20 protein-coding genes and 2 tRNA genes are annotated in these 22,141 nt (G+C 66.9%); 13 read left to right on the top strand and 9 right to left on the bottom strand.

Translation table 11 applies throughout. The features are described 5' to 3' along the window. Positions 1-12 precede the first annotated feature (12 nt). Positions 13-1,695 (top strand): energy-dependent translational throttle protein EttA, encoded by a 1,683-nt coding sequence (ettA, locus tag AC1DGD_RS11980; protein WP_026266424.1) that lies wholly within the window; start codon positions 13-15, stop codon positions 1,693-1,695. A 187-nt stretch (positions 1,696-1,882) separates the two neighbouring features. Here the strand turns inward: ettA and AC1DGD_RS11975 are convergent, their stop codons facing one another. Continuing rightward, positions 1,883-2,845 carry an acyl-CoA thioesterase gene (locus AC1DGD_RS11975; RefSeq protein ID WP_476850152.1) on the bottom strand — a complete coding sequence of 321 codons (963 nt, stop codon included), beginning with the start codon at positions 2,843-2,845 and terminating at the stop codon, positions 1,883-1,885. Positions 2,846-2,907: 62 nt separating this feature from the next. Between AC1DGD_RS11975 and AC1DGD_RS11970 the strand changes: the two genes are divergently transcribed. After that, complete coding sequence (locus tag AC1DGD_RS11970; RefSeq protein WP_476856923.1) at positions 2,908-3,567, top strand: DUF8185 domain-containing protein; 660 nt, start codon at positions 2,908-2,910, stop codon at positions 3,565-3,567. A gap of 22 nt (positions 3,568-3,589) precedes the next feature. Here the strand turns inward: AC1DGD_RS11970 and AC1DGD_RS11965 are convergent, their stop codons facing one another. Beyond that, positions 3,590-4,048, bottom strand: coding sequence for a globin (locus AC1DGD_RS11965; RefSeq protein ID WP_079554696.1), 459 nt, complete (start codon positions 4,046-4,048; stop codon positions 3,590-3,592). Positions 4,049-4,052: 4 nt separating this feature from the next. Further along, a complete protein-coding gene (locus tag AC1DGD_RS11960; RefSeq protein WP_028277840.1) occupies positions 4,053-4,712 on the bottom strand; it encodes a mechanosensitive ion channel family protein in 660 nt (219 codons plus the stop codon). Positions 4,713-4,849: 137 nt separating this feature from the next. Between AC1DGD_RS11960 and AC1DGD_RS11955 the strand changes: the two genes are divergently transcribed. Further along, positions 4,850-5,875 carry an NAD-dependent epimerase/dehydratase family protein gene (locus AC1DGD_RS11955; protein WP_476856922.1) on the top strand — a complete coding sequence of 342 codons (1,026 nt, stop codon included), beginning with the start codon at positions 4,850-4,852 and terminating at the stop codon, positions 5,873-5,875. 7 nt (positions 5,876-5,882) lie between these two features. On the opposite strand, the gene AC1DGD_RS11950 is transcribed toward AC1DGD_RS11955, so the two are convergent. Beyond that, positions 5,883-6,368 (bottom strand): OsmC family protein, encoded by a 486-nt coding sequence (locus AC1DGD_RS11950; protein WP_476856921.1) that lies wholly within the window; start codon positions 6,366-6,368, stop codon positions 5,883-5,885. Positions 6,369-6,454: 86 nt separating this feature from the next. Beyond that, positions 6,455-9,010 (bottom strand): aminopeptidase N, encoded by a 2,556-nt coding sequence (pepN, locus tag AC1DGD_RS11945; protein ID WP_476856951.1) that lies wholly within the window; start codon positions 9,008-9,010, stop codon positions 6,455-6,457. A 378-nt stretch (positions 9,011-9,388) separates the two neighbouring features. On the opposite strand from pepN, the gene AC1DGD_RS11940 reads away from it, so the two are divergent. The 3 genes from AC1DGD_RS11940 (at position 9,389) to AC1DGD_RS11930 (ending at position 12,027) form a co-directional block, all read left to right on the top strand. Beyond that, the gene (locus AC1DGD_RS11940) at positions 9,389-10,390 is read left to right on the top strand and encodes a hypothetical protein (protein ID WP_476856920.1); all 1,002 of its coding nucleotides are present in this window, start codon (positions 9,389-9,391) and stop codon (positions 10,388-10,390) included. A gap of 228 nt (positions 10,391-10,618) precedes the next feature. Beyond that, positions 10,619-11,110 (top strand): ribose-5-phosphate isomerase, encoded by a 492-nt coding sequence (locus AC1DGD_RS11935; protein ID WP_018773378.1) that lies wholly within the window; start codon positions 10,619-10,621, stop codon positions 11,108-11,110. Next, complete coding sequence (locus AC1DGD_RS11930) at positions 11,110-12,027, top strand: Fpg/Nei family DNA glycosylase (protein WP_476856919.1); 918 nt, start codon at positions 11,110-11,112, stop codon at positions 12,025-12,027. The genes AC1DGD_RS11935 and AC1DGD_RS11930 overlap by 1 nt, the downstream gene beginning before the upstream one ends. Before the next feature lie 98 nt (positions 12,028-12,125). Here AC1DGD_RS11930 and AC1DGD_RS11925 read toward each other — a convergent pair. Next, a tRNA-Gly gene (locus AC1DGD_RS11925) sits at positions 12,126-12,196 on the bottom strand. A gap of 132 nt (positions 12,197-12,328) precedes the next feature. Here AC1DGD_RS11925 and AC1DGD_RS11920 point away from each other — a divergent pair. The 6 genes from AC1DGD_RS11920 (at position 12,329) to AC1DGD_RS11895 (ending at position 17,645) form a co-directional block, all read left to right on the top strand. Next, positions 12,329-12,403: transfer RNA gene (locus tag AC1DGD_RS11920), tRNA-Pro, on the top strand. A gap of 68 nt (positions 12,404-12,471) precedes the next feature. Further along, complete coding sequence (gene tig / locus AC1DGD_RS11915) at positions 12,472-13,866, top strand: trigger factor (RefSeq protein ID WP_476850146.1); 1,395 nt, start codon at positions 12,472-12,474, stop codon at positions 13,864-13,866. Positions 13,867-14,174: 308 nt separating this feature from the next. After that, positions 14,175-14,813, top strand: coding sequence for an ATP-dependent Clp protease proteolytic subunit (locus AC1DGD_RS11910; RefSeq protein ID WP_028277848.1), 639 nt, complete (start codon positions 14,175-14,177; stop codon positions 14,811-14,813). Positions 14,814-14,851: 38 nt separating this feature from the next. Continuing rightward, on the top strand, positions 14,852-15,511 hold the full coding sequence (locus AC1DGD_RS11905) for an ATP-dependent Clp protease proteolytic subunit (RefSeq protein WP_026266422.1): 660 nt from the start codon (positions 14,852-14,854) through the stop codon (positions 15,509-15,511). A gap of 131 nt (positions 15,512-15,642) precedes the next feature. After that, complete coding sequence (clpX, locus tag AC1DGD_RS11900; protein ID WP_476856918.1) at positions 15,643-16,926, top strand: ATP-dependent Clp protease ATP-binding subunit ClpX; 1,284 nt, start codon at positions 15,643-15,645, stop codon at positions 16,924-16,926. A 113-nt stretch (positions 16,927-17,039) separates the two neighbouring features. Continuing rightward, the gene (locus AC1DGD_RS11895) at positions 17,040-17,645 is read left to right on the top strand and encodes a mycothiol-dependent nitroreductase Rv2466c family protein (RefSeq protein WP_459386006.1); all 606 of its coding nucleotides are present in this window, start codon (positions 17,040-17,042) and stop codon (positions 17,643-17,645) included. A 549-nt stretch (positions 17,646-18,194) separates the two neighbouring features. On the opposite strand, the gene AC1DGD_RS11890 is transcribed toward AC1DGD_RS11895, so the two are convergent. Further along, on the bottom strand, positions 18,195-18,341 hold the full coding sequence (locus AC1DGD_RS11890; protein ID WP_155855732.1) for a hypothetical protein: 147 nt from the start codon (positions 18,339-18,341) through the stop codon (positions 18,195-18,197). A 1-nt stretch (position 18,342) separates the two neighbouring features. Then, positions 18,343-18,816: a DUF6325 family protein gene (locus AC1DGD_RS11885; RefSeq protein WP_243177222.1), complete on the bottom strand. Its 474-nt coding sequence runs from the start codon at positions 18,814-18,816 to the stop codon at positions 18,343-18,345. Between the two features lie 286 nt (positions 18,817-19,102). Between AC1DGD_RS11885 and AC1DGD_RS11880 the strand changes: the two genes are divergently transcribed. After that, complete coding sequence (locus tag AC1DGD_RS11880; RefSeq protein WP_290370347.1) at positions 19,103-19,396, top strand: putative quinol monooxygenase; 294 nt, start codon at positions 19,103-19,105, stop codon at positions 19,394-19,396. 90 nt (positions 19,397-19,486) lie between these two features. Here AC1DGD_RS11880 and valS read toward each other — a convergent pair whose 3' ends face one another. Continuing rightward, positions 19,487-22,105, bottom strand: coding sequence for a valine--tRNA ligase (gene valS, locus AC1DGD_RS11875; protein WP_476856917.1), 2,619 nt, complete (start codon positions 22,103-22,105; stop codon positions 19,487-19,489). Between the last annotated feature and the right edge of the window lie 36 nt (positions 22,106-22,141).

Genomic DNA, 22,141 nt, shown 5'->3' with positions numbered 1-22,141 from the left:
AGATTTGTAGGCATGGCGGAATTTATCTACACAATGACCAAGGCCCGTAAGGCTGTCGGCGAAAAACTCATCCTCGATGACGTAAGCATGTCCTTCTTCCCGGGGGCCAAGATTGGCGTTGTCGGCCCGAATGGTGCCGGTAAGTCCACCATTCTCAAGATCATGGCCGGCCTGGACACTCCCTCCAACGGTGAGGCCCGGCTCAGCCCCGGCTACACGGTAGGCATCCTGCTGCAGGAGCCGCCGCTGAACGAAGACAAGACCGTCCTGGGCAACGTCCAGGAAGGCGTCGGCGAAATCTACGGCAAGATCCAGCGCTTCAACGCGATCTCCGAGGAAATGGCCAGCCCCGACGCTGACTACGATGCCCTCCTCGAGGAAATGGGACAGCTGCAGGAAGCGATCGACGCGGCCGACGCCTGGGACATCGATTCCCAGCTGGAACAGGCTATGGACGCACTGCGCTGCCCGCCCGCCGACGCCGACGTCACCCTGCTCTCCGGTGGTGAGCGCCGCCGCGTCGCGCTGTGCAAGCTCCTGCTGCAGAAGCCGGACCTGTTGCTCCTCGACGAGCCCACCAACCACCTTGACGCCGAGAGCGTGCTGTGGCTGGAGCAGCACCTCTCCAGCTACTCCGGTGCCGTCCTTGCCGTCACCCACGACCGGTACTTCCTCGACCACGTGGCCGAGTGGATCGCCGAAGTCGACCGCGGCCACCTGTACCCGTACGAGGGCAACTACTCCACGTACCTGGAGAAGAAGCGCGCCCGTCTGGAGGTCCAGGGCAAGAAGGACGCCAAGCAGGCCAAGCGCCTGACCGAGGAACTCGAATGGGTCCGGTCCAACGCCAAGGGACGCCAGACCAAGTCCAAGGCCCGTCTGGCCCGCTACGAGGAAATGGCTGCCGAGGCAGACCGTACCCGCAAGCTCGACTTCGAAGAGATCCAGATCCCGCCGGGCCCGCGCCTGGGCGGACTCGTGCTGGAGGCCAAGGGGCTCCAGAAGGGCTTTGATGACCGCACCCTGATCGACGGACTGTCCTTCAGCCTGCCCCGCAACGGCATCGTCGGCGTCATCGGCCCCAACGGCGTCGGCAAATCGACCCTCTTCAAGACCATCGTGGGCCTGGAACCGCTCGACGGCGGCGAACTGAAGATCGGCGATTCCGTCAAGATCTCCTACGCCGACCAGAGCCGCGGCGGCATTGACCCGAACAAGACCCTGTGGGAAGTCGTCTCCGACGGCCTCGACTACATCCAGGTCGGCCACGTCGAAATGCCGTCCCGCGCCTACGTGGCCGCTTTCGGCTTCAAGGGCCCGGACCAGCAGAAGAAGGCCGGGGTGCTCTCCGGTGGTGAGCGCAACCGCCTCAACCTGGCGCTGACCCTCAAGCAGGGTGGCAACCTGCTGCTCCTCGACGAACCGACCAACGACCTCGACGTCGAAACCCTCAGCAGCCTCGAAAACGCCCTGCTCGAATTCCCGGGCTGCGCCGTCGTCGTCTCGCACGACCGCTGGTTCCTGGACCGGGTGGCCACCCACATCCTCGCCTACGAAGGCGACGAGGAGAACCCGTCCAAGTGGTACTGGTTCGAGGGCAACTTCGAGTCCTACGAGGAGAACAAGGTCGAGCGCCTGGGCCCGGATGCGGCCAAGCCGCACCGCGTAACCCACCGCCGCCTCACCCGCGACTAAGCCCGCAAGGCTTACAGCGCCACGAAAAAGCCGGCTCCCGCCTGAACTGTTTCAGGGGGAGCCGGCTTTTTGTGTGCAGTGGACCTGTGTGCGGTGGGCCTGTGTGCCGTTGACGCCGTGTGCCAGCCGCTGCTGGGGAGTACTGGCAGCCCTCGGCCTTGCGGATCTGGTGCTGCAGCGCCCTCGATCAGACGGCGGCCTGCACGGCGCCCTTCTCGGTGTTCTTCAGGTCGGTGTTCTTGAAGTCGTTCGGGACGCGGATCATGCCCTCCTGGGCCACCGTCGCCACGTGCCGGCCGTCCCGGCTGAAGATTTTGCCCGTCGCGAGGCCCCGTGCGCCCTGGGCGCTGGGCGATTCCTGGACGTACAGGAGCCACTCGTCGACCCTGACCGGCCGGTGCCACCACATGGCGTGGTCAAGGCTTGCCACGGACATCCCCGGCGTAATCCAGCTCATGCCGTGCTTGCGGAGGATGGATTCGAGCAAGGTGTAGTCGCTCGCGTAGGCCAGGGCCGCCCGGTGCAGGCCGGCGTCGTCGGGCATCGGACCGAAAGTCTTCATCCACACGGCATTGCGGGCTTCCCGGGGTCCCTTGGCCGAGACATACAGCGCCGGATCGACGTGGCGGATGTCGAACGGCCGCTCGTAGGCCCAGTGCCGGGCCACGGGGTGATCGAACTTGCCCAGCAGGTCGGCCGTGCTCGGCAACGATTCGGGGTCCGGGATCCCGGCGGGCATCTCGGACTGGTGCTCGATCCCCTCGTCCTCGGCCTGGAAGGACGCGATCATCGACAGGATGGGCATGCCCTCCTGATAGGCGTGGACCCGGCGGGCCGAGAAGGACCGCCCGTCGCGCAGTCGCTGCACACCGAAGGTGATCGGCTTGTTGGCGTCTCCGGGCCGGAGGAAGTAACCGTGCATGGAGTGCACGCTGCGGTCCGGATCGACGGTGCGGCTGCCGGCTATCAGGGACTGCGCCAGCACCTGGCCGCCAAAGACGCGCTGCTTGGGCTGTTGCTGGGACGGACCCATGAAGATGTCCTCGTCCGTCCGGGCGCCCTCGAGCTCGCCGAGGTTGAGAAGTTGGATGAGCGAGGAGGTGGGGTCCTGGGTCGGGAGCCCCAGCAGTCCGGCTTCGGCTTCAGTCATGGTCTGACTCTAGACGGCGTCCAGCGCCGCTCCAAAGAAGCGCAGCCGGTAGAGTCAGTAGTGTGTCTGATGTCCTAACCCAGCCCCTGCAGTTCACCGATCCCCGCGACCTCGACGACCTGCGCACCTTCGCGACGCGCGCCAGGTCCATTGACGACGGCGCCATCCGGCTCCAGGCCGCGGGCCCCGTCCTGGCCGCCTACGTCTGCGTCCTGCGGCCCCGGCTCCTGGGCGAATCCACCCCCACCATCCTGGGCCTGCGGACCATGGCGCTGGCACAGCCGGCGGACACTGACGTGACAGTGCCGCTGTCCGCCGTGCTGGACCGCCTGGCACGGGCGGGGGAGCACGACGTCGAACTTCCCGTCCCGCCGGTGACCGTCAGCGAGTCGTGGGCCGGGATCGGCGCACCGCGCGCCGGCTGGGAACTGCTCGGCACCGTCCAGGACACCGCCCTGCGGACCGCAGCGGAGGCCGGGATCAGGGAGATCGCCGCGATCATCCCGGACAAGCCCGGTGCGTTGATCGTCAACAACGCCAGGGCAACGGTCTGGGGCCGGGAACTGCCCGACGCCGGCGGCCTGCCGGCCGGGGCCGCGTTCGCCGCGCTCACCCTGGGCTTCCTGGCAGAGAGCGAACAACGGCTCTACCGCGCCGGGCGCTGGTTCCGGCTCAGCGGCACCCGCGGCCACGTGCTGGTCCGGACCGGCACCGGGCTCTAGGAAGCTCCGGCGCCCTCCGCGCTCAGGCCTCCGACGGGCTGTTCACCATGGACAGGGCTGCCCGCTCCATGTAATCCCAGAGCGTTCCCTCATACAGCGGCGGCAGTTCCAGGGCATCCACCGCGGCACGCATGTGGAACAGCCAGCGCTCCTTGGCCTCCGGCGTCACCCGGAACGGCATGTGGCGCATCCGCAGCCGCGGATGCCCGCGCTCCTCGCCGTACGTCGTCGGCCCGCCCCAGTACTGTTCCAGGAACATCAGGAAGCGGCGCTTGGCCGGGCCAAGGTCCTCTTCCGGGTACATGGCGCGCAACAGCGGATCTGTTGCGACGCCGTCGTAGAAGACGTCGATGAGCTTCACAAAGGTCTCGTGGCCGCCCACGGCGTCATAGAAGTTGTCCGTGTAGCCGGGCTGGCTGAACGGATCGTTCTGCAGCAGCTGCCTGGGCTGGCTGGGTTCGCTGGCGCTGGGAATCGTCATTTCACTATTCTCCGGCCTTCTGCTGGGGTGCGCTGTCGGCCTCGTCCGCCGGGGACGTCTCGGGCGGAATGTACGTGCCCTGGGAGCGGTTGCCCACGCGCAGGATTTCGCCGTTGCGCAGGTACCAGATGGTGCCGTCGTCGGCCCGGACCCGGGTGATCCGCAGGTTCATGGCCTCGACCGTGCCCACCACCTCGGAAGTCTCGATAATGTCGCCAATGCCGTACTGGTCCTCGAAGGTAATGAAGATGCCGGCGAGGAAGTCGCGGATCAACTGCTGGGCCCCGAAGCCGATCGCCACACCGAGGATCCCGACGCTCGTCAGGATGGGAGCCACGTCCACGTTCAGGTACTTGAGCACGTACACGATGGTGAGGACGGCGATCAGGACGCCGACCACGCTGCGGAGCAGTGCGCCGATTGTCTCTGCCCGCTGGACGCGGCGTTCGTGGTCCAGGGCGCGGAACGCCGGAGCCACCCAGCGGAAGTGCGACTTCTTGAAGAGTGTGCTGCCCGCCGCGACCCGTTTGGTGATTCCGGTGATCACGAAGGATGCCACCAGCCACACGGCGACGCCGATGCCCAGGCTGATGAGGCCACCTGGCAGGTTGACAGCCGAGATGTCCGGTGCGGTGATGGGTTCGATGGTGGTCAGGCTGATCATCGGTGAGGGAAAACTCCTTGTTTACTGCAACCCTGCTGCCGGCCGGCAGCAGGGCTGGGCGTCCGGAAAGGCAGCTGGCGTTCGCCGGGCGCATAACGCTCTGGTCTACTTCAACATTAGCGCCGTAGCGTGGCCCCATGCGCATCCTGGTCCTTGGCGGCACCGTCTTCCTGTCAGCTGAAATAGCCCGGCAGGCCCTCGCTGCCGGTCACGACGTTACATGCCTGGCCCGCGGTACCGCCGCCGCGCCGCCCGACGGCGCCACCTGGCTGCGCGGGGACCGCGCGCAGGGGAAGGCCGCGTACCAAGGGGCCGCCGGCAGCGGCGGGTGGGACGCCGTCGTCGACGTCTCGCGGGATCCCGCCCAGGCGCGGGAGGCCCTCGAGACGCTGGCCGGCTCGGCCCGGCACTGGACCTTCATCTCCAGTTGCTCGGTCTACGCTGACCACTCAGTGGCCGGCGAGGCCGAAGACGCCCAGATGCTCCCGCCGCTGGCCCCGGGCACGGAACTGACCATGGATAACTACGGCGAGGCCAAGTCCGCGATCGAGCACCTGACCCGGGAACTGGCAGGGGGCAAGGCGCACCTGTGCCGCGCCGGCCTGATCGGCGGCCCCGGGGACGGCTCCGACCGCTACGGGTACTGGCCGGCCCGATTCGCCCGGGACAACGATCCCGTCCTGGTCCCGGACATCCCCGCCGACGCCACCCAGATCATCGACGTCCGCGACCTCGCGGCCTGGATCCTCACCGCCGCCGAAAACGGAACCACAGGGGCGCTGAACGCCGTCGGTGAGCCGGTGCCCTTTGCCGCCTACCTGGAGGAAGCCCGCCAGCTGGCCGACGCCGACTCAGAGGTGGTTGTCGCCCCCGAGGACTGGCTGGCGTCGCACGGTGCGAACTACTGGGCCGGCCCGGACTCGCTGCCGCTGTGGCTGCCGCCAGGCCACGAGGGCTTCGCGACCCGCAGCAACGACGCTGCCCGGACAGCAGGGCTGCGGCTCCGGCCCTGGATGGACACGCTGCGGGACACCCTGGCGGATGAACGCCGCCGCGGACTCGGCCGTGAACGCAAGGCCGGAATGAGCCCGGAGACGGAGCGCCGGCTGGTGTCCGAGTACCGGACAGAGGCCTCGGCCGACCCGGCTGACGGCGCCGCCTGAAAACTATTCAGTCAGCCTGGCCCTCCACCACAGCCGTCGGCTCGTGCAACACCGGGAAGTTCACGCTGCGGGCGATGAAACAGACCTTGTTGGCCTCCACGTGGAGTTCCTCGAGGACATCCGGTGCCGCCGCTTCCGCCACCGTCACCCGGGGCTTCAGCGTGACGGATTCGATCTGCCCGCTGCCGTCCCTGTTGGTCCGCATCAGGCCCTCGGCCCGGTCCTCGTAGGCCGTCACCACAACGCCGTGCTTCACGGCCACGTGCAGGAAGGAGAGCATGTGGCACTGCGAGAGCGCGGCCAGCAGGAGCTGTTCGGGGTTGTAGCGCTCCCGGTCCCCGTGGAAGGTCGGATCGGCCGAGCCGCGCAGCACCGGCAGCCCGGGGATCTCGACGTCGTGGTCCCGTGAGTAACCGCGGTACGAGGACGTACCGGCCCCGCGGTTCCCGGTCCAGCGGACGGTCAGCGCATAGTGATGTTCGTCAAGGCTCATGACTCCAGCCTAGAACGACAGAACCCCGGCGCCGCACAGGGGCGGCGCCGGGGTTCCAGGCTTTCGGGGGTCCGGTGCCTTGGCCGTTAGCCGACGTCGGCCTGGCGGGCGCGCAGGGCGCGGGCAACGCCGTCGCGGTTCTCCAGCATCATCCGGCGCAGCGCCGCACTGCCCTCCGGCAGCGAGGCCAGGAACTCATCCGTGCGGTCCACCGTGGCCTGCGTGGTCAGCTGGGCCGGGTAGAGCCCGACGACGATCTGCGAGGCCAGCGCGTGGGTGCGGCTTGCCATGATGCCGGGGACGGCCTCGAAGTACTTCTCGGCGTACGGCTCGAGCAGGGACGTGTCCAGGACCCGGGTAAAGCCGGTCACCGCGGAGCCCTGCAGGGCGTTGGACAGATCGCCCTTGACCACAATCGATTCCCAGGCCGCGGCCTTGGCCTCCGGGGTGGGGATGGCGGCCGTGGCCAGGGCCGCCGCGTTCTGGCCGTTGGAGGTGTTGTCGTGCTCCAGTTCCTCGTCGATCCGCTCCTGCCCGGCGCGGCCGCCTGCCACGAGGGAGGCCAGCAGCTCCCACCGCAGGTCCTGGTCCACGCTCAGCCCATCGAGGGAAAGTGAGCCGTCCAGGAGCCCGGAGACGGTGTCCAGCTGCCCGGCGCTGCGGGCCAGCAGGGCGTAGGACTTCACGAACTGCAGCTGGGCGTCCGAGCCGGCAGGCACCGCCGAGGCGAGCTCCCAGAGCTTGTCGGCCGCGGCCACGGCGGTCGCCTCCTGGTGCTCCTCGGCCACGTAGAAGGTCAGCGTGGTGGCCAGCTGCCGGAGCTGGACCAGGATCACGGAGGAATCGGATTCCTCGGCAATGTTGGCGAGGATCAGCTCCACGTACCCGCGGGCCGGGGACTCGCCGTCGCGCGCCGCATCCCAGGCCGAGCCCCACACGAGCGTGCGGGGGAGGCTCTGGCTGAAGTCCTTCAGGTGCGCCGTTGCGGTGGCGAGGGACTTCGGATCCAGGCGCACCTTGGCATAGGCGAGGTCGTCGTCATTGAGCAGGATCAGGTCCGGCTGGGCCAGGCCGGCCAGGGCCGGAACTTCGGTGCGCTCGCCGTCGACGTCGAGCTCCTCGCGGTGCACCCGCTCCAGCTTGCCGGCTCCGTTGAGGTTGTAGAAGCCGACCGCGAGGCGGTGCGGGCGCAGGGTCGGTTCGCTCTCGATCGCCGACTGCACGATGGCGAAGGAGTTGATGGTGCCGTCCGCGGCCGCCGAGATTTCCGGTGTCAGGGTGTTCACGCCGGCGGTCTCCAGCCAGAGCTGCCCCCACCGTTCCAGGTCGCGGCCGCTGGCCTTCTCGAGTTCGGCCATGAGGTCGCTGAGCTCGGTGTTCTGCCAGGCGTGCTTGCTGAAGTACTCCCGCACCCCGGACATGAATTGCTCCGGGCCCACCCAGGCGACGAGCTGGCGCAGCACCGACGCGCCCTTGGCGTAGGTGATCCCGTCGAAGTTCACCTCGACGTCCTGGAGGTCGTTGATCTCGGCGAAGATCGGGTGCGTGGTGGGCAGCTGATCCTGCCGGTAGGCCCAGGACTTCTCCACGGAGGCGAACGTGGTCCAGGCGTGGCCGAACTCGGTGTTCTCGACGGCGGCCAGGTGGGACATGTATTCGGCGAAGGACTCGTTGAGCCAGAGGTCGTTCCACCAGCGCATGGTGACGAGGTCGCCGAACCACATGTGCGCGAGCTCGTGCAGCACGGTGATCGCGCGGCGTTCCACCTGGGCGTCGGTGACCTTGCCGCGGAAGACGTAGCCTTCCAGGATCGTGACGGCCCCGGCGTTCTCCATGGCGCCGGCGTTGAACTCCGGCACGAAGAGCTGGTCGTACTTCTCGAACGGGTACGGGCAGCCGAACTGGGCCTCGAAGAACTCGAAGCCCTGCCGGGTGAGCTCGAAGATGTTGTCCGCATCGAGGTACTGCATGAGCGACTTGCGGGCGAAGATGCCCAGCGGGGTGACCTTGCCCGCCGCCGACGTGACCTCGCTGCGCACCGACTGGTACGGCCCGGCGATCAGCGCGGTGACATAGGAGGACAGCCGCGGTGTCGGCGTGAACTCCCAGACAGAGCGGGCGCCCCCATCCGCGCCGGGGATGGTCTCCACCGGCACCGGGGTGGGGGAGTTGGACACGACATCCCAGTGCGAGGGGGCGGTGACGGTGAACGTGAAGCTGGCCTTCAGGTCGGGCTGTTCGAAGACGGCGAACATGCGCCGCGAATCCGGGACCTCGAACTGGGTGTACAGGTAGACCTCGTTGTCCACCGGATCCACGAAGCGGTGCAGGCCTTCACCGGTGTTCATGTACGGGGCGTCGGCGACGACCAGCAGGTGGTTCTCGGCCTCGAGGTCCGGGAGCTGGATCCGGACGCCGTCGGAGACCTCGGCCGGATCCAGTTCACGGCCGTTGAGGCTCACGCTGTGCACGGCGTGGGTGACGGCGTCGATGAAGGTCGACGAGCCCGGCTTGGCCCGGAACTTCACGGCCGTGGTGGAGCCGAAGACCTTCTCGCCGCGGGTCAGGTCCAGGCTGACCTCGTAGGAGTCGACGTCGATCAGGGCGGCGCGCTCGCGGGCTTCGGCGCGGGTCAGGTTCATACCGGGCAAAGGGGCCTCCAGAAGAAGATGGATACTGCCGGCCGGCCGCGGCCGCGGCCGCCGGCGATACTGTGAAATTATTCTTTCACGTTAGCGGCCCTTGGCAAGTTAGCCCGGTCACAACCGGCCCCAAGGCCTCGGCATCCAGCCCACGATTTGCCACGAATGGCCGCTAAGCCGATGCCCTTAGCGGCCATTCGTGTCAGATGGGTGCGGTTGGGGCGGCCACGTTGACGTTGCCCCGGCGGTCTCTTCTTGCTCGTGGCGAGGTCCGGGCGCCGGACTACGTGCCTGATCCCACATTTGCTTCCCGTCCACCTCCTGACCTGCGCGCACGTCCCCAGATCCATCAAGGTGCGTCCGCGGTAGCGTTGGATCATGGGAAAGATCCGTGACTCCGTCGATGCCAGGGCGCTGCGCTTTGCCATCGGTTTCCCCCTGATGCTGGCGGCAGGATTCGTTGTGTGTGCGCTTCTGGTACGCCCGGATCTGCCCGAGCCGCTGGCCGTCCGCTGGACCGCCGCCGGTGCCGCCGACTTCGCGCCGTTCGTGACAGTCGCGGGAGCCGGAGCCTCGCTGATCGTGGTGATCGGCTGGGCCGTGCTGCTGCAGGCCGTGCCGCTGTCGCGCCCCGCGATGATGCGCCGCATCATGATGGGCGCCGGCCTGTCCATGAGCCTGTTCGTCACCACAGTCCTTGCCGCGGTGCTCGTGGGCCAGCTGGGCCTGCCCGATGCGCGGGGATCCCATGTGGACGCCTCGGTCCTGGCCCTCGGCAGCGGCGCGGCCCTCGGCCTGGGCATCGTGATGGGTTTTGTCTTCAAGGCCGACGAGCGCTGGTCCGTCGATGACGACGTCGCCGTCCGACAGGCGCTCGAGCGCGAACAGGATCCGGATTTGGCCAGGGACCGGGTCAGCCTCTGGGTCCACGCCCGCAGCTCCATCTTCGTCATGCTCGGCATCGCAACGCTTCTGCCGGCCGCCCTCCTGACCGTTGCCGTGCCGTGGCTGTCTGTCCTCCTGGTGGCGGCGGCCCTGGTGGCCGCGGCGTTCCTGGTGGCCCGGATCCGGGTTGACCGCGGCGGCCTGCACGTCTTCGCGGCAGGCTTCGTCCGGGTCATGGAGGTTCCGGCCGCGGCCATCGACGCCGCGACGCCCAGGGACGTCATGGCGGCGGACTATGGCGGGTGGGGTTACCGGACCCATGGCAACACCACCGCGATGCTGGTCAGCAGCGGCCCCGCGGTGGTCATCGACCGCTCGGACGGGCGCCGGCTGGCGGTGAGCGGCGGCAGTGCCACCGCGGCGGACAATATCGCCCAAACGCTGTCCCGGGTGGCGGACAGGGCCCGGCGGAACGGCGGGACCACCGCCGTGTAGCACGGCGGTGTCGGTCCGCGGTGTCGGTCCCCGGTGGAGTAGGACGGTGGAGTAGGGCGGCGGAGCAGGACGGTGGAGTACGACGGCGTGCCGGGCCTGTGTAACACGACCGTCCAGTGAGGGGTCCGGCGGCCTGCAGCAAGGTCCCGGGAGGCCCGGCCTAGTAGGCTTGGACCAGACCCCAACCGCCCCGGCCGCCGCCCGGCGCCGCAATCGAACGGAACAGCCGTGACCATTTCTGACCTGCCCCGCGTGCACATTGCCACCGACCACGCCGGAATGGAGCTCAGCGCCCACCTGGTCAGCCACCTCAGCGCCAAGGGCTATGAGGTGGTGGACCACGGACCGAAGGTCTACGACGCCCTGGATGACTACCCGTCGTTCTGCATCAACGCCGCCCTCGCCGTCGTCGCGGACCAGGAGGCCGGAACCCACGCCCTCGGCATAGTCCTCGGCGGCTCTGGCAATGGCGAGCAGATCGCCGCCAACAAGGTCAAGGGCGTCCGTGCCGCGCTGGCCTGGAACCTGTCCACCGCCCAGCTGGCACGTGAGCACAACGACGCCAACGTCGTCGCCGTCGGCGGCCGCCAGCACAGCGTCGACGAGGCCACGGAAATCATCGAGGCGTTCCTGGCCGAACCCTTCAGCAACGATGAGCGCCACGTCCGCCGGATCGGCAAGATCGCCACGTACGAGCGCACCGGCGAGGTCATCGACTAGTGCCGGAGGGGCATTCCGTCCACCGGCTGGCCCGCCAGTTCGGGGACGTCTTCGCGGGGGAGCGGCTCGCGGTCTCCAGTCCGCAGGGCCGGTTTGCCCAGGGCGCGGCGCTGCTGGACGGCCACACCCTCGTCAGTTCCGTGGCGCACGGGAAGCACCTCTTCCTGGAGTTCGGGCACGGGCTTCTCCTGCACGTACACCTGGGCCTCTATGGCGCCTGGGATTTCGGCGGTGACGCCACCTTCCGCGGCGCCTCCAGCATTGGCGCGCCCCGGAAGGTGGGGGAGCGGGAAGTCTACGACGACGCTGAGGCGGCCGGGCTGGCCGCATATGAGGGCCCGCCCGCGCCGGTCGGTGCCGTCCGCGTCCGGCTCGCCGGCGCGCACGGCTGGGCCGATCTCCGCGGCGCGACCACGTGCGAGGCGATCACGGACGCGGAAGCGGCGGCCGTAATGGCGCGGCTCGGCCCGGACCCGTTGCGGAACCTTCCGGGAGACCGGGACGCCTTCAGTGCCACCGTGGCAGCCAAACGCACACCGCTGGCGGCCCTGCTGATGGACCAAAAGGTGATTGCCGGCGTCGGGAACGTCTACCGGGCCGAACTCCTGTTCCGGCAGCGGCTCAACCCCTGGCTGCCCGGCGCCGAACTGTCACCGGACGCGGCCCGCCGGCTCTGGGACGACACCGCGGCCATGATGACCGACGGCGTCCGGGACGGCCGGATCATCACGACGCCGCCGCAGTACTGGAACGGGGCCGGAGCCGGCATATCCCGCGGCGTCCTGCCGGCCCCGGAGGAGGCACACTTCGTCTACCGGCGGCACGGACTCGGCTGCAGGGACTGCGGAACGCCGGTGGCGCTCACGGAGTTGGGCGCGCGGAAACTGTACTGGTGCCCGCGGTGCCAGCAGGCCTGATCGGGCAGACTTCCGCAAGGCGGGAAGCGGGCATCCGCGGGCATGCAGCAGCCACGAAAAAAGCCCCTCCGGAGAGGGGCTTTTTCGTCATATTTCTGAGGGGACGACGGGAATCGAACCCGCGTAATCAGTTTGGAAGACTGAGGCTTTACCATTAAGCTACGTCCCCGGGGATCTCACTGGAACTCCAGCAAAACTTCCGGGCGGCTGTTCAAGCCGGATACAACTAAACCCAATTCAAGGCCCCGGTGTCAAATGTGCAAATCGGCACAGTATGACCGTAGACTGTTCTGTGCACTTACGGGGTGTAGCTCAGCTTGGCTAGAGCGCCTGCTTTGGGAGCAGGAAGTCGCAGGTTCAAATCCTGTCACCCCGACTCTGCAAGCACTGCCAGCACGTGGCAATGCAGAACCCCATACCCCCCACACCAGGAGTACTTAGACTGTGAAGAGCGCTGTCGAGAACCTCACCCCCACGCGGGTCAAGCTCAATGTTGAGGTCCCCTTTGAGGAATTGAAGCCCAGCATCGCAGAGGCATACAAGACTGTTGCTTCGCAGATCCAGGTCCCCGGTTTCCGCAAGGGCAAGGTCCCCTCCAAGCTCATTGACCAGCGCGTTGGCCGCGGCTACGTCCTGGAGACGGCCATCAACGAAGGCCTCAACGGCTGGTACCAGGCCGCCGTGCAGGAAACCGGCATCCGCCCGCTGAGCCGTCCCGAGGTCGAGATCACCGAGGTTCCGGACCCGTCCGCCACCGACGGCGAGCTCAAGTTCCACGCCGAGGTTGACATCCGCCCCGAAATCGAACTGCCCGACTACGCCGGCATCAAGGTTGAGGTCGCCGCCGCCGAGTCCTCCGACGCCGACGTCGACAAGGCCCTGGACGAGCTCCGCGGCCGCTTCGGCACGCTGAAGTCCGTGGACCGCCCGGCCGCCGATGGCGACTTCCTGACGATCGACATCGCAGCCTCGATCGACGGCGCCGATGTTGACTCCGCTTCCGGCCTGTCCTACCAGGTTGGCGCCGGCACCATGCTCGAAGGCCTCGACGAGGCCGTCACCGGCCTCAGCGCCGACGAGGACGCCATCTTTGACACCACGCTGGTCGGCGGCGAGCACGCCGGCGAGTCCGCTCAGGTCAAGGTCACCGTCAAGGCCGTCAAGGAGCGCGAGCTCCCCGTCGCCGACGACGACTTCGCCCAGCTCGCCAGCGAATTCGACACCCTCGCCGAACTCCGTGAGGACCTCGCCAAGCAGGCCGCCGAGTCCAAGATTGTTGACCAAGGCGTCGAGGCCCGCGACAAGGTCCTGGACAAGCTCGTTGAGCTCGTCGAGGTTCCCGTCCCGGCGTCGATCGTCGAAGAGCAGCTCGAGCAGCACTTCAACGCCGAAAACGCCCACGGTGAAGGCGAGCACGACACCGAGGAGCACCGCGCCGAGGTCAAGGCCAACACCGAGCGCGCCTTCCAGAACGAGATCATCCTCGACGCCATCGCGGAGAAGGAAGAAGTCAACGTCAGCCAGAACGAGCTGATCGACTACATCGTCACCACCGCCAGCCAGTACGGCATGGATCCGAACCAGTTCGCCCAGATCATCGATCAGAGCGGCCAGGTGCCCATGATGGTTTCCGAGGTCCGCCGCCGCAAGGCACTGGCCGTCGTGCTGGGCCAGGCCGAGGTCACCGACTCCGAGGGCAACAAGGTTGACCTGAGCGACTTCGTCCGCCCCGGCGACGAAGCCGCCCCGGCCGCCGAGACCGTTGAGGACGAAGCGGCTTCGGCAGAAGCCAGCACCGAGGCCACGCCGAGCGATGACCCCGCAGCAGTGAAGTTCTAGCAGTCACTGAGACTTAGAACAGACGGCCCCCGGATCACCGATCCGGGGGCCGTCTGTTTTAAGCCCCCGCCTGCGGCCATGCCCGGCCGGCACGGTCTGTTCGGGAGCCGGGAAGGGCCCGCATCCAGGACCCGGCGCGCGGGGTCCCGGCAATCGTGCGCCGTCAGCGAACAGCCCGGCGCCAGCGAACAAAGCGGGCGTGAAAACGGTTAGTGTCGCTGTAGGAAAGTTCAGTGATGTCGTCCAGTGGCGTCACCGTCGCCAGCGAGAGGTAAGTACATATGTCACAGCAAGCAGGGACACCCCGGATGGCCACGGTCGATCCGGCAGCCCAGGATAACTACATTTACAACCGCCTGCTGAAAGAGCGCATCATCTGGCTCGGCTCCGAGGTCCGCGACGATAACGCCAACGCGATCTGCTCCCAGCTGCTGCTGCTCTCGGCGGAGAATCCTGAAAGGGACATCTACCTTTACATCAACTCACCCGGCGGCTCCGTCACCGCCGGCATGGCCATCTACGACACCATGCAGTTCATCCCGAACGATGTTGTCACGGTCGCCACCGGCCTCGCCGCGTCCATGGGCCAGTTCCTGCTCTCCTCCGGCACCAAGGGCAAGCGCTACGCCACCCCCAACGCCCGCATCCTCATGCACCAGCCCTCCGGCGGCATCGGCGGCACGGCGTCGGACATCAAGATCCAGGCCGAGCTGATCCTGCACATGAAGAAAGTCATGGCCGAGCTGACCGCGGACCAGACCGGCCAGAGTGTGGACACCATCCTCAAGGACAACGACCGCGACAAGTGGTTCACGGCCCCGGAAGCCCTCGAATACGGCTTCTTCGACAAGATCGCCGCACACGCCGGATCCGTGGCAGGCGGCGGCGGAACCAACGCCAACGGCTCCGGGAACAGCGGCGGCGCTGCGACAGCCACCGAGAACTGACCGGCAGGTAGACAGCAATGAATTCAGGAGCAATGAACATGAACTACAACTTCGGTTCGACTGCCGGCAACCTGCCGAGCAGCCGCTACGTGCTGCCCCAGTTCGAAGAGCGCACCCCCTACGGCTTCAAGCGCCAGGACCCGTACACCAAGCTGTTCGAGGACCGCATCATCTTCCTCGGCGTCCAGGTCGACGACGCCTCGGCCGACGACGTCATGGCCCAGCTGCTGGTGCTCGAGTCCACCGACCCGGACCGCGACATCACGCTCTACATCAACTCGCCTGGCGGTTCCTTCACCGCCATGACCGCGATCTACGACACCATGACGTACATCCGGCCCGAGATCCAGACCGTCTGCCTCGGCCAGGCGGCCAGCGCCGCCGCCGTGCTGCTCGCGGCCGGCACGCCGGGCAAGCGCCTCGCACTGCCGAACGCCCGCGTACTGATCCACCAGCCTTCGCTGTCCGGCGGACAGGGCGGGCAGGCCTCGGACCTCGAGATCCAGGCCGCCGAGGTCATGCGCATGCGCTCCTGGCTCGAGGACACGCTGGCCAAGCACTCCGGCCGGACGCCGGAACAGGTCAACAACGACATCGAGCGGGACAAGATCCTCACGGCCGCCGAGGCCATGCAGTACGGCCTCATTGACCAGGTCCTCGATTCCCGCAAGATCAAGCCCCAGGCAATCGCGCGCTAATCAGCAATCCGCGGCGCCGGTGCGGCATTTTTACTTGGCCGCACCGGCGTCCGCTTTCCACCCAACGGGCCCAAAGTGACCTAGAGTGGAACATGTCACAGCCAGCAGCAAGCTACTAAAGGGGTTCACACATGGCTCGGATTGGCGAGAGCACAGATCTGCTGAAGTGTTCTTTCTGCGGAAAGAGCCAGAAGCAGGTCCGCAAGCTCATTGCCGGGCCCGGCGTCTACATCTGCGACGAGTGCATCGAACTCTGCAACGAGATCATCGAAGAGGAACTCGCGGAAGTAGCTGACCTGGGCAGTTTCGAGTTGCCCAAGCCCCGCGAAATCTTTGATTTCCTGCAGGAATACGTGATTGGCCAGGAACCCGCCAAGCGTTCGCTCGCCGTCGCGGTGTACAACCACTACAAGCGGATCCAGGCCGGCCACGCGCCGAAGAGCGGCAGCCTCGCCGACGGCGTGCACCACGACGACGTCGAGATCGCCAAGTCCAACATCCTGCTGATCGGACCCACCGGCTGCGGCAAGACCTATCTGGCCCAAACCCTCGCCCGCCGCCTCAACGTCCCGTTCGCCGTCGCCGACGCCACGGCCCTGACCGAAGCCGGCTACGTCGGTGAGGACGTTGAGAACATCCTCCTCAAACTCATCCAGGCCGCCGACTATGACGTCAAGAAGGCCGAGCAGGGCATCATCTACATCGATGAGATCGACAAGATCTCACGCAAGAGCGAGAATCCGTCCATCACCCGGGACGTCTCGGGCGAGGGCGTGCAGCAGGCGCTCCTGAAAATCCTCGAGGGCACGGTGGCCTCGGTCCCGCCGCAGGGCGGACGCAAGCACCCGCACCAGGAATTCATCCAGATCGACACCACCAACGTGCTCTTCATCGTGGCCGGCGCCTTCGCGGGGCTCGAGGACATCATCGGTTCGCGGTCCGGGCGCAAGGGCATCGGATTCGGCGCCCCGCTCAACGAGGTCAAGAACACCACGGATTCCTACGGCGAGGTCATGCCGGAAGACCTGCTCAAGTTCGGGCTGATCCCGGAGTTCATCGGCCGGTTGCCCGTCATCACCACCGTCTCCAACCTGGACCGCGCTGCGCTCATCCAGATCCTCTCGACGCCGAAGAATGCCCTCGTCAAGCAGTACCAGAAGATGTTCCAGCTCGACGGCGTCGAGCTCATCTTCGAGGACGAGGCCCTCAACACCATTGCCGACCAGGCGCTGGAGCGCGGCACCGGGGCCCGGGGGCTGCGCGCCATCATGGAGGAAGTCCTGCTCCCGGTCATGTTCGACCTCCCCAGCCGCGACGACGTCGCCAGCGTCGTGATCACCGAAGAGGTCGTGACCAAGAAGGCGACGCCCACGATGATCGCCCACGACGAGGTCAAACGGCGCAAATCCGCCTGATCCGGAATATTAACGCGGCCAAGGTCGCTGTAATTTTTAGCGCGCCGTGTGCGTGATCCGCGCCGGCGCTTTCCCCGCAGACTTCCCTAAGGAGAACACCTGTGTCTGAAACCATGACCAACAAAGCCGACTTCTGGTTCGACCCGATGTGCCCCTTCGCCTGGGTCACTTCCCGCTGGATCGGTGAAGTCGAAGAAGTCCGCGACATCAAGACCGAGTGGCATGTCATGAGCCTCGCCGTGCTCAATGAGGGCCGCGAGGAACTGCCCGAGCAGTACCGCGAGTTCATGAAGAAGGCGTGGGCTCCGGTCCGCGTCATCACCGCCGCCGCTGAACAGCACGGTGCCGAATTCATCAAGGCGCTCTATGACTCCATGGGCACCAAGATCCACAACGAAGGCATCAAGGACATTGACGAGGTCATCGCCAAGTCGCTGGCCGAGGCCGGACTGCCGGCCGAGCTTGCCGCCGCGGGCCAGAGCGACGAATTCGATGCAAAGCTGCGCGCCAGCCACGAGGCAGGCATCTCGCTGGTCGGACAGGACGTGGGCACACCCGTCGTCGCCTTCAACGGCACGGCCTTCTTCGGCCCGGTCCTGACGCGCATCCCGCGCGGCGAGGAAGCAGGACAGATCTGGGACGCCACGGTGACCCTGGCATCCTTCCCGTACTTCTTCGAAATCAAGCGCAGCCGTACCGAAAGCCCGGTCTTTAACTAGGCCTGAACACGCCGGGCCGGGCCGCTGCCCGGCCTCCCGGGAGCCCCGGCAGAACTACTCCGATGTAGTTCTGCCGGGGCTCTTGTGCACAGCAGGCCGGAGGACAACAATGGAACTTACCCACTTCGAAAGAAGAGGGACGCAGGAACCAAAGATTCAGTGACACTCATCCGACGCAGCCTTCGGCAAAGTCAGATGATGGCTACCAGTGACGAGGTAGGAAGACCTGAAAGTCTAAGGATCCCGCCAGATTGTCTATGACGTCACGTGACAATCGAAAAGTCGAAGCCCCACCAACGGCTAACGCTGATGGGGCTTCCCCTTTGCCCAAAAACACCTTGCCCAAAAACACCTTGCCCAAAAACACCTTGCCCAAAAACAGTGCGGCCCAAAGCAGTGTGACCAAATTCGTCAGATCGCCGTCCAGGGGCGCTTCCGGGGTGCAGAGCGGGCATTGTTCAGGTGCGCACGACCCGGGAGGAGTCATGCGCACCTGCGGGTGCCCGGGGCCGGCTCCGCGTTGTCAGTCGCGGGGGTCAGCCGCGGGTGTTAGTCGCGGCGGTCTTCCCGGCGGTCGCCGCGGTCGTCACGGCGGTCTTCCCGCCGGTCGCCGCGACGGTTGATCCCGTGGGCGACGACAACGGCCCCGCCGACGGCGGCTGCGGTCCTGCGTCTGCGTCGTGCTGCCAGTGGCATGTCAGGCTCCTTCTATCGCTTCTTCAGGGGACTGGTCTTCGGCGTCGGCCTGGAAGGCGGCGATGACGGCCTGGGTCGGGATCCGGCCGCTGGCCACGAGTTGGCCGCCGGCCTTGCGGACTGCCGTGCCGAACGGGGCCGCCCACAGGTTCTCCCAGACGAGCACCGCGGCGGAGTGGCCGGGCGCGATCGTCTCGGCCAGGTCCATGACATCCTGCTCAGAGAGCACCATGGCCAGGTCGGCCTCGGCCGTGCGCACCTCGCCGAGCTCGCTCGGGTCCAGGTCGGAGATCTCCGCCGTCTCGAGCGTGCCGTCCTCCATCTTCCTCAGGAACACCATGTCGAGCACCCTGACGAGGTCACGCTGGACCAGGTCCTCCAGGAACGGGGCGATCTGGCCCTTGCCGAAATCGGGTCCGGGGAATTCAACGACGATCCAGTCGACCGGCCCCAGTTCATCGAGTGTCTCAGTCATGCGTATGACCTCCGCTTCTTCTTGGGGTTCGAGGCGATCCGACGGACCGCTGCACCTTCATTCTGTGCCCCCGGTGAGGTGCGGCGCCTCACCCGTGCCGGGTGACCTCACGCCTCAGCGGTAGGACTTGCTTGTGCTGCCCCGGTTTCCGGGCCGAAGGAACAAGCCCGGCGGCCCGGCTGTTGCTTCCAATGACGGGGCAGCGGTCCCTGTGCCGTGATCTCCGGGCAACCCGCCCGGTTGTACCCGGTTTTGTCCTGTCCCCACCTGCGAACATTGGAGCGCCATGCCTGTTACAGCCCATCTCGACTTGAACGTCAAAGCCGAAGCCCTGCCCACGGCGCCCGCGGTGCTCCGCGATATTCTCTCCGATACGCGCGCCTTTGACGGCTGCCTCGGCGTCGACGTGCTGGTCGACAGCGCGGATCCGGCGCATTTTCTCGTGGTCGAACAGTGGGTATCGATGGAACACGACGCCGCCTATCGCGCCTGGCGCGCAGGCGACGGCGCTAGCGGGCTGGCAGAACTCCTGGCCGCCCCGCCGGTGCTGACGCACTTCGAGACGTCCTTCGCGGTCTGAGCCTCCCCGCGACGCCGAGGGGGCCCCGCCGGATCAGAATTGCTTCTCTGAACCGGGCCGAGGGCCCCTTCGTGTTGTTTCCGCCGGAGACTACGCCTGGACGGGCGGCTCGGCAGGTGCCAGCACGACGTCGCTGACGGCCAGTTCACCCTCGCCGGCGACAAGCGCCAGTTCACGGGCGTTGGCCGCGGCCTTGAGGTCGGCGAGGCCGGCCTTGAGCTGGGTCGTGAGGGATTCCGAGGCCGTGATCGTCGCGGACAGCACCTCGGTGCGCTGCTTGACCTTGGCCTCGGACTTGGCCTTGCGAATGCCGCTGAGCGCGGTGCCCACCGTGGCCAGGAGGGTAGTGTCGCCGTCGACCGCGATGGCGGAGGGCCACTGGGCGCGGTGCACGGAACCGGTGCGCCACCAGCTCCAGACTTCCTCCGTGGCAAACGGCAGGAACGGCGCGAAGAGCCGCAGGAGGGTGTCCAGGCTCGTCGCGAGGGCGGCCAGCACGGATGCCTGCTGCTCCTCGCCTGCCGCACCGTAGGCACGGTCCTTGATGAGTTCCACATAGTCGTCGGTGAAGTTCCAGAAGAAGCTCTCGGTGATCTGCAGCGCCCGGGCGTAGTCGTAGCCCTCGAATGCCTTGGTCGCCTGCTCGACGACGTCGGCGAGCTGGGCCAGGACGGCCCGGTCTAAGGGGTTGCTCAGCACGGACAGGTCGCCGGAGACGACCGAGTCCTCGGTGGCGCCCAGGTTCAGGACGAACTTGGAGGCGTTGAGCAGCTTGATGGCCAGGCGGCGGCCGATCTTCATCTGCGCGATCTCGTAGGCGGTGTCCGCGCCGAGCTTGGCCGAGGCAGCCCAGTAGCGCACGGCGTCGGAGCCGTACTCCTCCAGCACATCCGTGGGCACAATGACGTTGCCCTTGGACTTGGACATCTTCTTCCGGTCCGGGTCCAGGATCCAGCCGGAGATGGCCGCGTGCTTCCACGGTGCGGTCTTCTGCAGCGCGTCGGCGCGGACGGCGGAGGAGAACAGCCAGGTCCGGATGATGTCATGGCCCTGCGGGCGCACGTCGAAGGGGTAGACCTTGGCGAAGAGCGCCTCGTCGGTGCTCCAGCCGCCCACAATCTGGGGGGTCAGGGAGGACGTGGCCCAGGTGTCGAGGACGTCCGCGTCGCCGGTGAAGCCGCCGGGCACGTCGCGCTGGGCTTCCTCGTAGCCGGGGGCCGCATCTGCCGCGGGGTCCACGGGCAGCTGCGCGTCCGACGGGACGATCGGTGCGTCGTATTCGGGGTTGCCGTCGGCATCCAGGGGGTACCAGACCGGTACCGGCACGCCGAAGAAGCGCTGGCGGGACACGAGCCAGTCGCCGTTGAGCCCCGAGATCCAGTTCTCGTAGCGGGAGCGCATGAAGGCGGGGTGGAACTCGATCTCGTTGCCGCGGCCGATCAGCCGTTCGCGCCGGTCCTCGTCGCGTCCGCCGTTGCGGATGTACCACTGGCGTGAGGTGACGACCTCGAGGGGCTTGTCGCCCTTCTCGAAGAAGTTCACCGGGTGCATGATCTTCTTGGGCTCGCCGTCAAGCAGTTCCGCGGCGGCCAGGAGCTCCACCACGGACTCCTTGGCACTGAACACCGTCTTGCCGGCGATGGCCGCGAAGTTGGCGCGGCCTTCTTCGGTGGTGATCCACTCCGGGGTCTCGCCGATGATGCGGCCGTCGCGGCCCACGATCGCGCGGGTGGGCAGCTGCAGTTCGCGCCACCAGGTGACGTCGGTGAGGTCGCCGAAGGTGCAGACCATGGCGACGCCGGAGCCCTTGTCTGCCTTGGCCAGCGGGTGGGCCTTGACCTCTACCTCGACACCGAACAGGGGAGAGGTGACCTTCTTGCCGAACAGCGGCTTGTAGCGCTCGTCGTCGGGGTTGGCCACGAGCGCGGCGCAGGCGGCCAGCAGCTCGGGGCGGGTGGTTTCGATGAAGATCTTTTCGCCGTCTTCGGTGAAGAAGGGGTAGCGGTAGTAGGCGCCAGCGACTTCGCGGTCTTCGAGCTCGGCCTGGGCCACGGCGGTGCGGAACGTGACATCCCACAGGGTGGGGGCCTCTGCCATGTACGCGTCGCCTGCGGCCAGGTTGGCCAGGAAGGCGCGCTGCGAGATGGCGCGGGACTTGTCATCGATCGTCCGGTAGGTCAGATCCCAGTCCACGGACAGGCCCAGGGTCTGGAACAGGTGCTCGAAGACCTTCTCGTCCTCGACCGCGAGCTCCTCGCACAGCTCGATGAAGTTCTTGCGGGAGATGACGTCGAAGTCGCGCTGGTTCTTGGCGGGCTCGGCCGGGGGGCGGTAGCCGGCGTCGTAGGCGATCGCGGGATCGCAGCGCACCCCGTAGTAGTTCTGCACGCGGCGCTCGGTGGGCAGGCCGTTGTCGTCCCAGCCCATGGGGTAGAAGACGTTCTTGCCGGTCATGCGCTGATAGCGCGCCAGGACGTCGGTCTGGGTGTAGGAGAACATGTGTCCCACGTGGAGGGATCCCGATGCCGTGGGCGGGGGAGTGTCGATCGAGTAGACCTGCTCCCGGGTGGTGTCCGGGTTGAACTTGTAGGTCCCTTCGCCAAGCCAGCGCTGCGTAAGCGCCTCTTCCAGCCCCTCCAGGGCGGGCTTGTCCGGAACGTTGATGGGGGCGGTGGTGGGCGTGTCTGTACCCTGATTGTCTTCAGCCATGGGCCAATTCTTCCACTAACTCCCATCCCCTGATGT

Source organism: Arthrobacter sp. 05T45, assembly GCF_056395875.1.
This window is presented reverse-complemented; position numbering and strand designations above follow the sequence as displayed.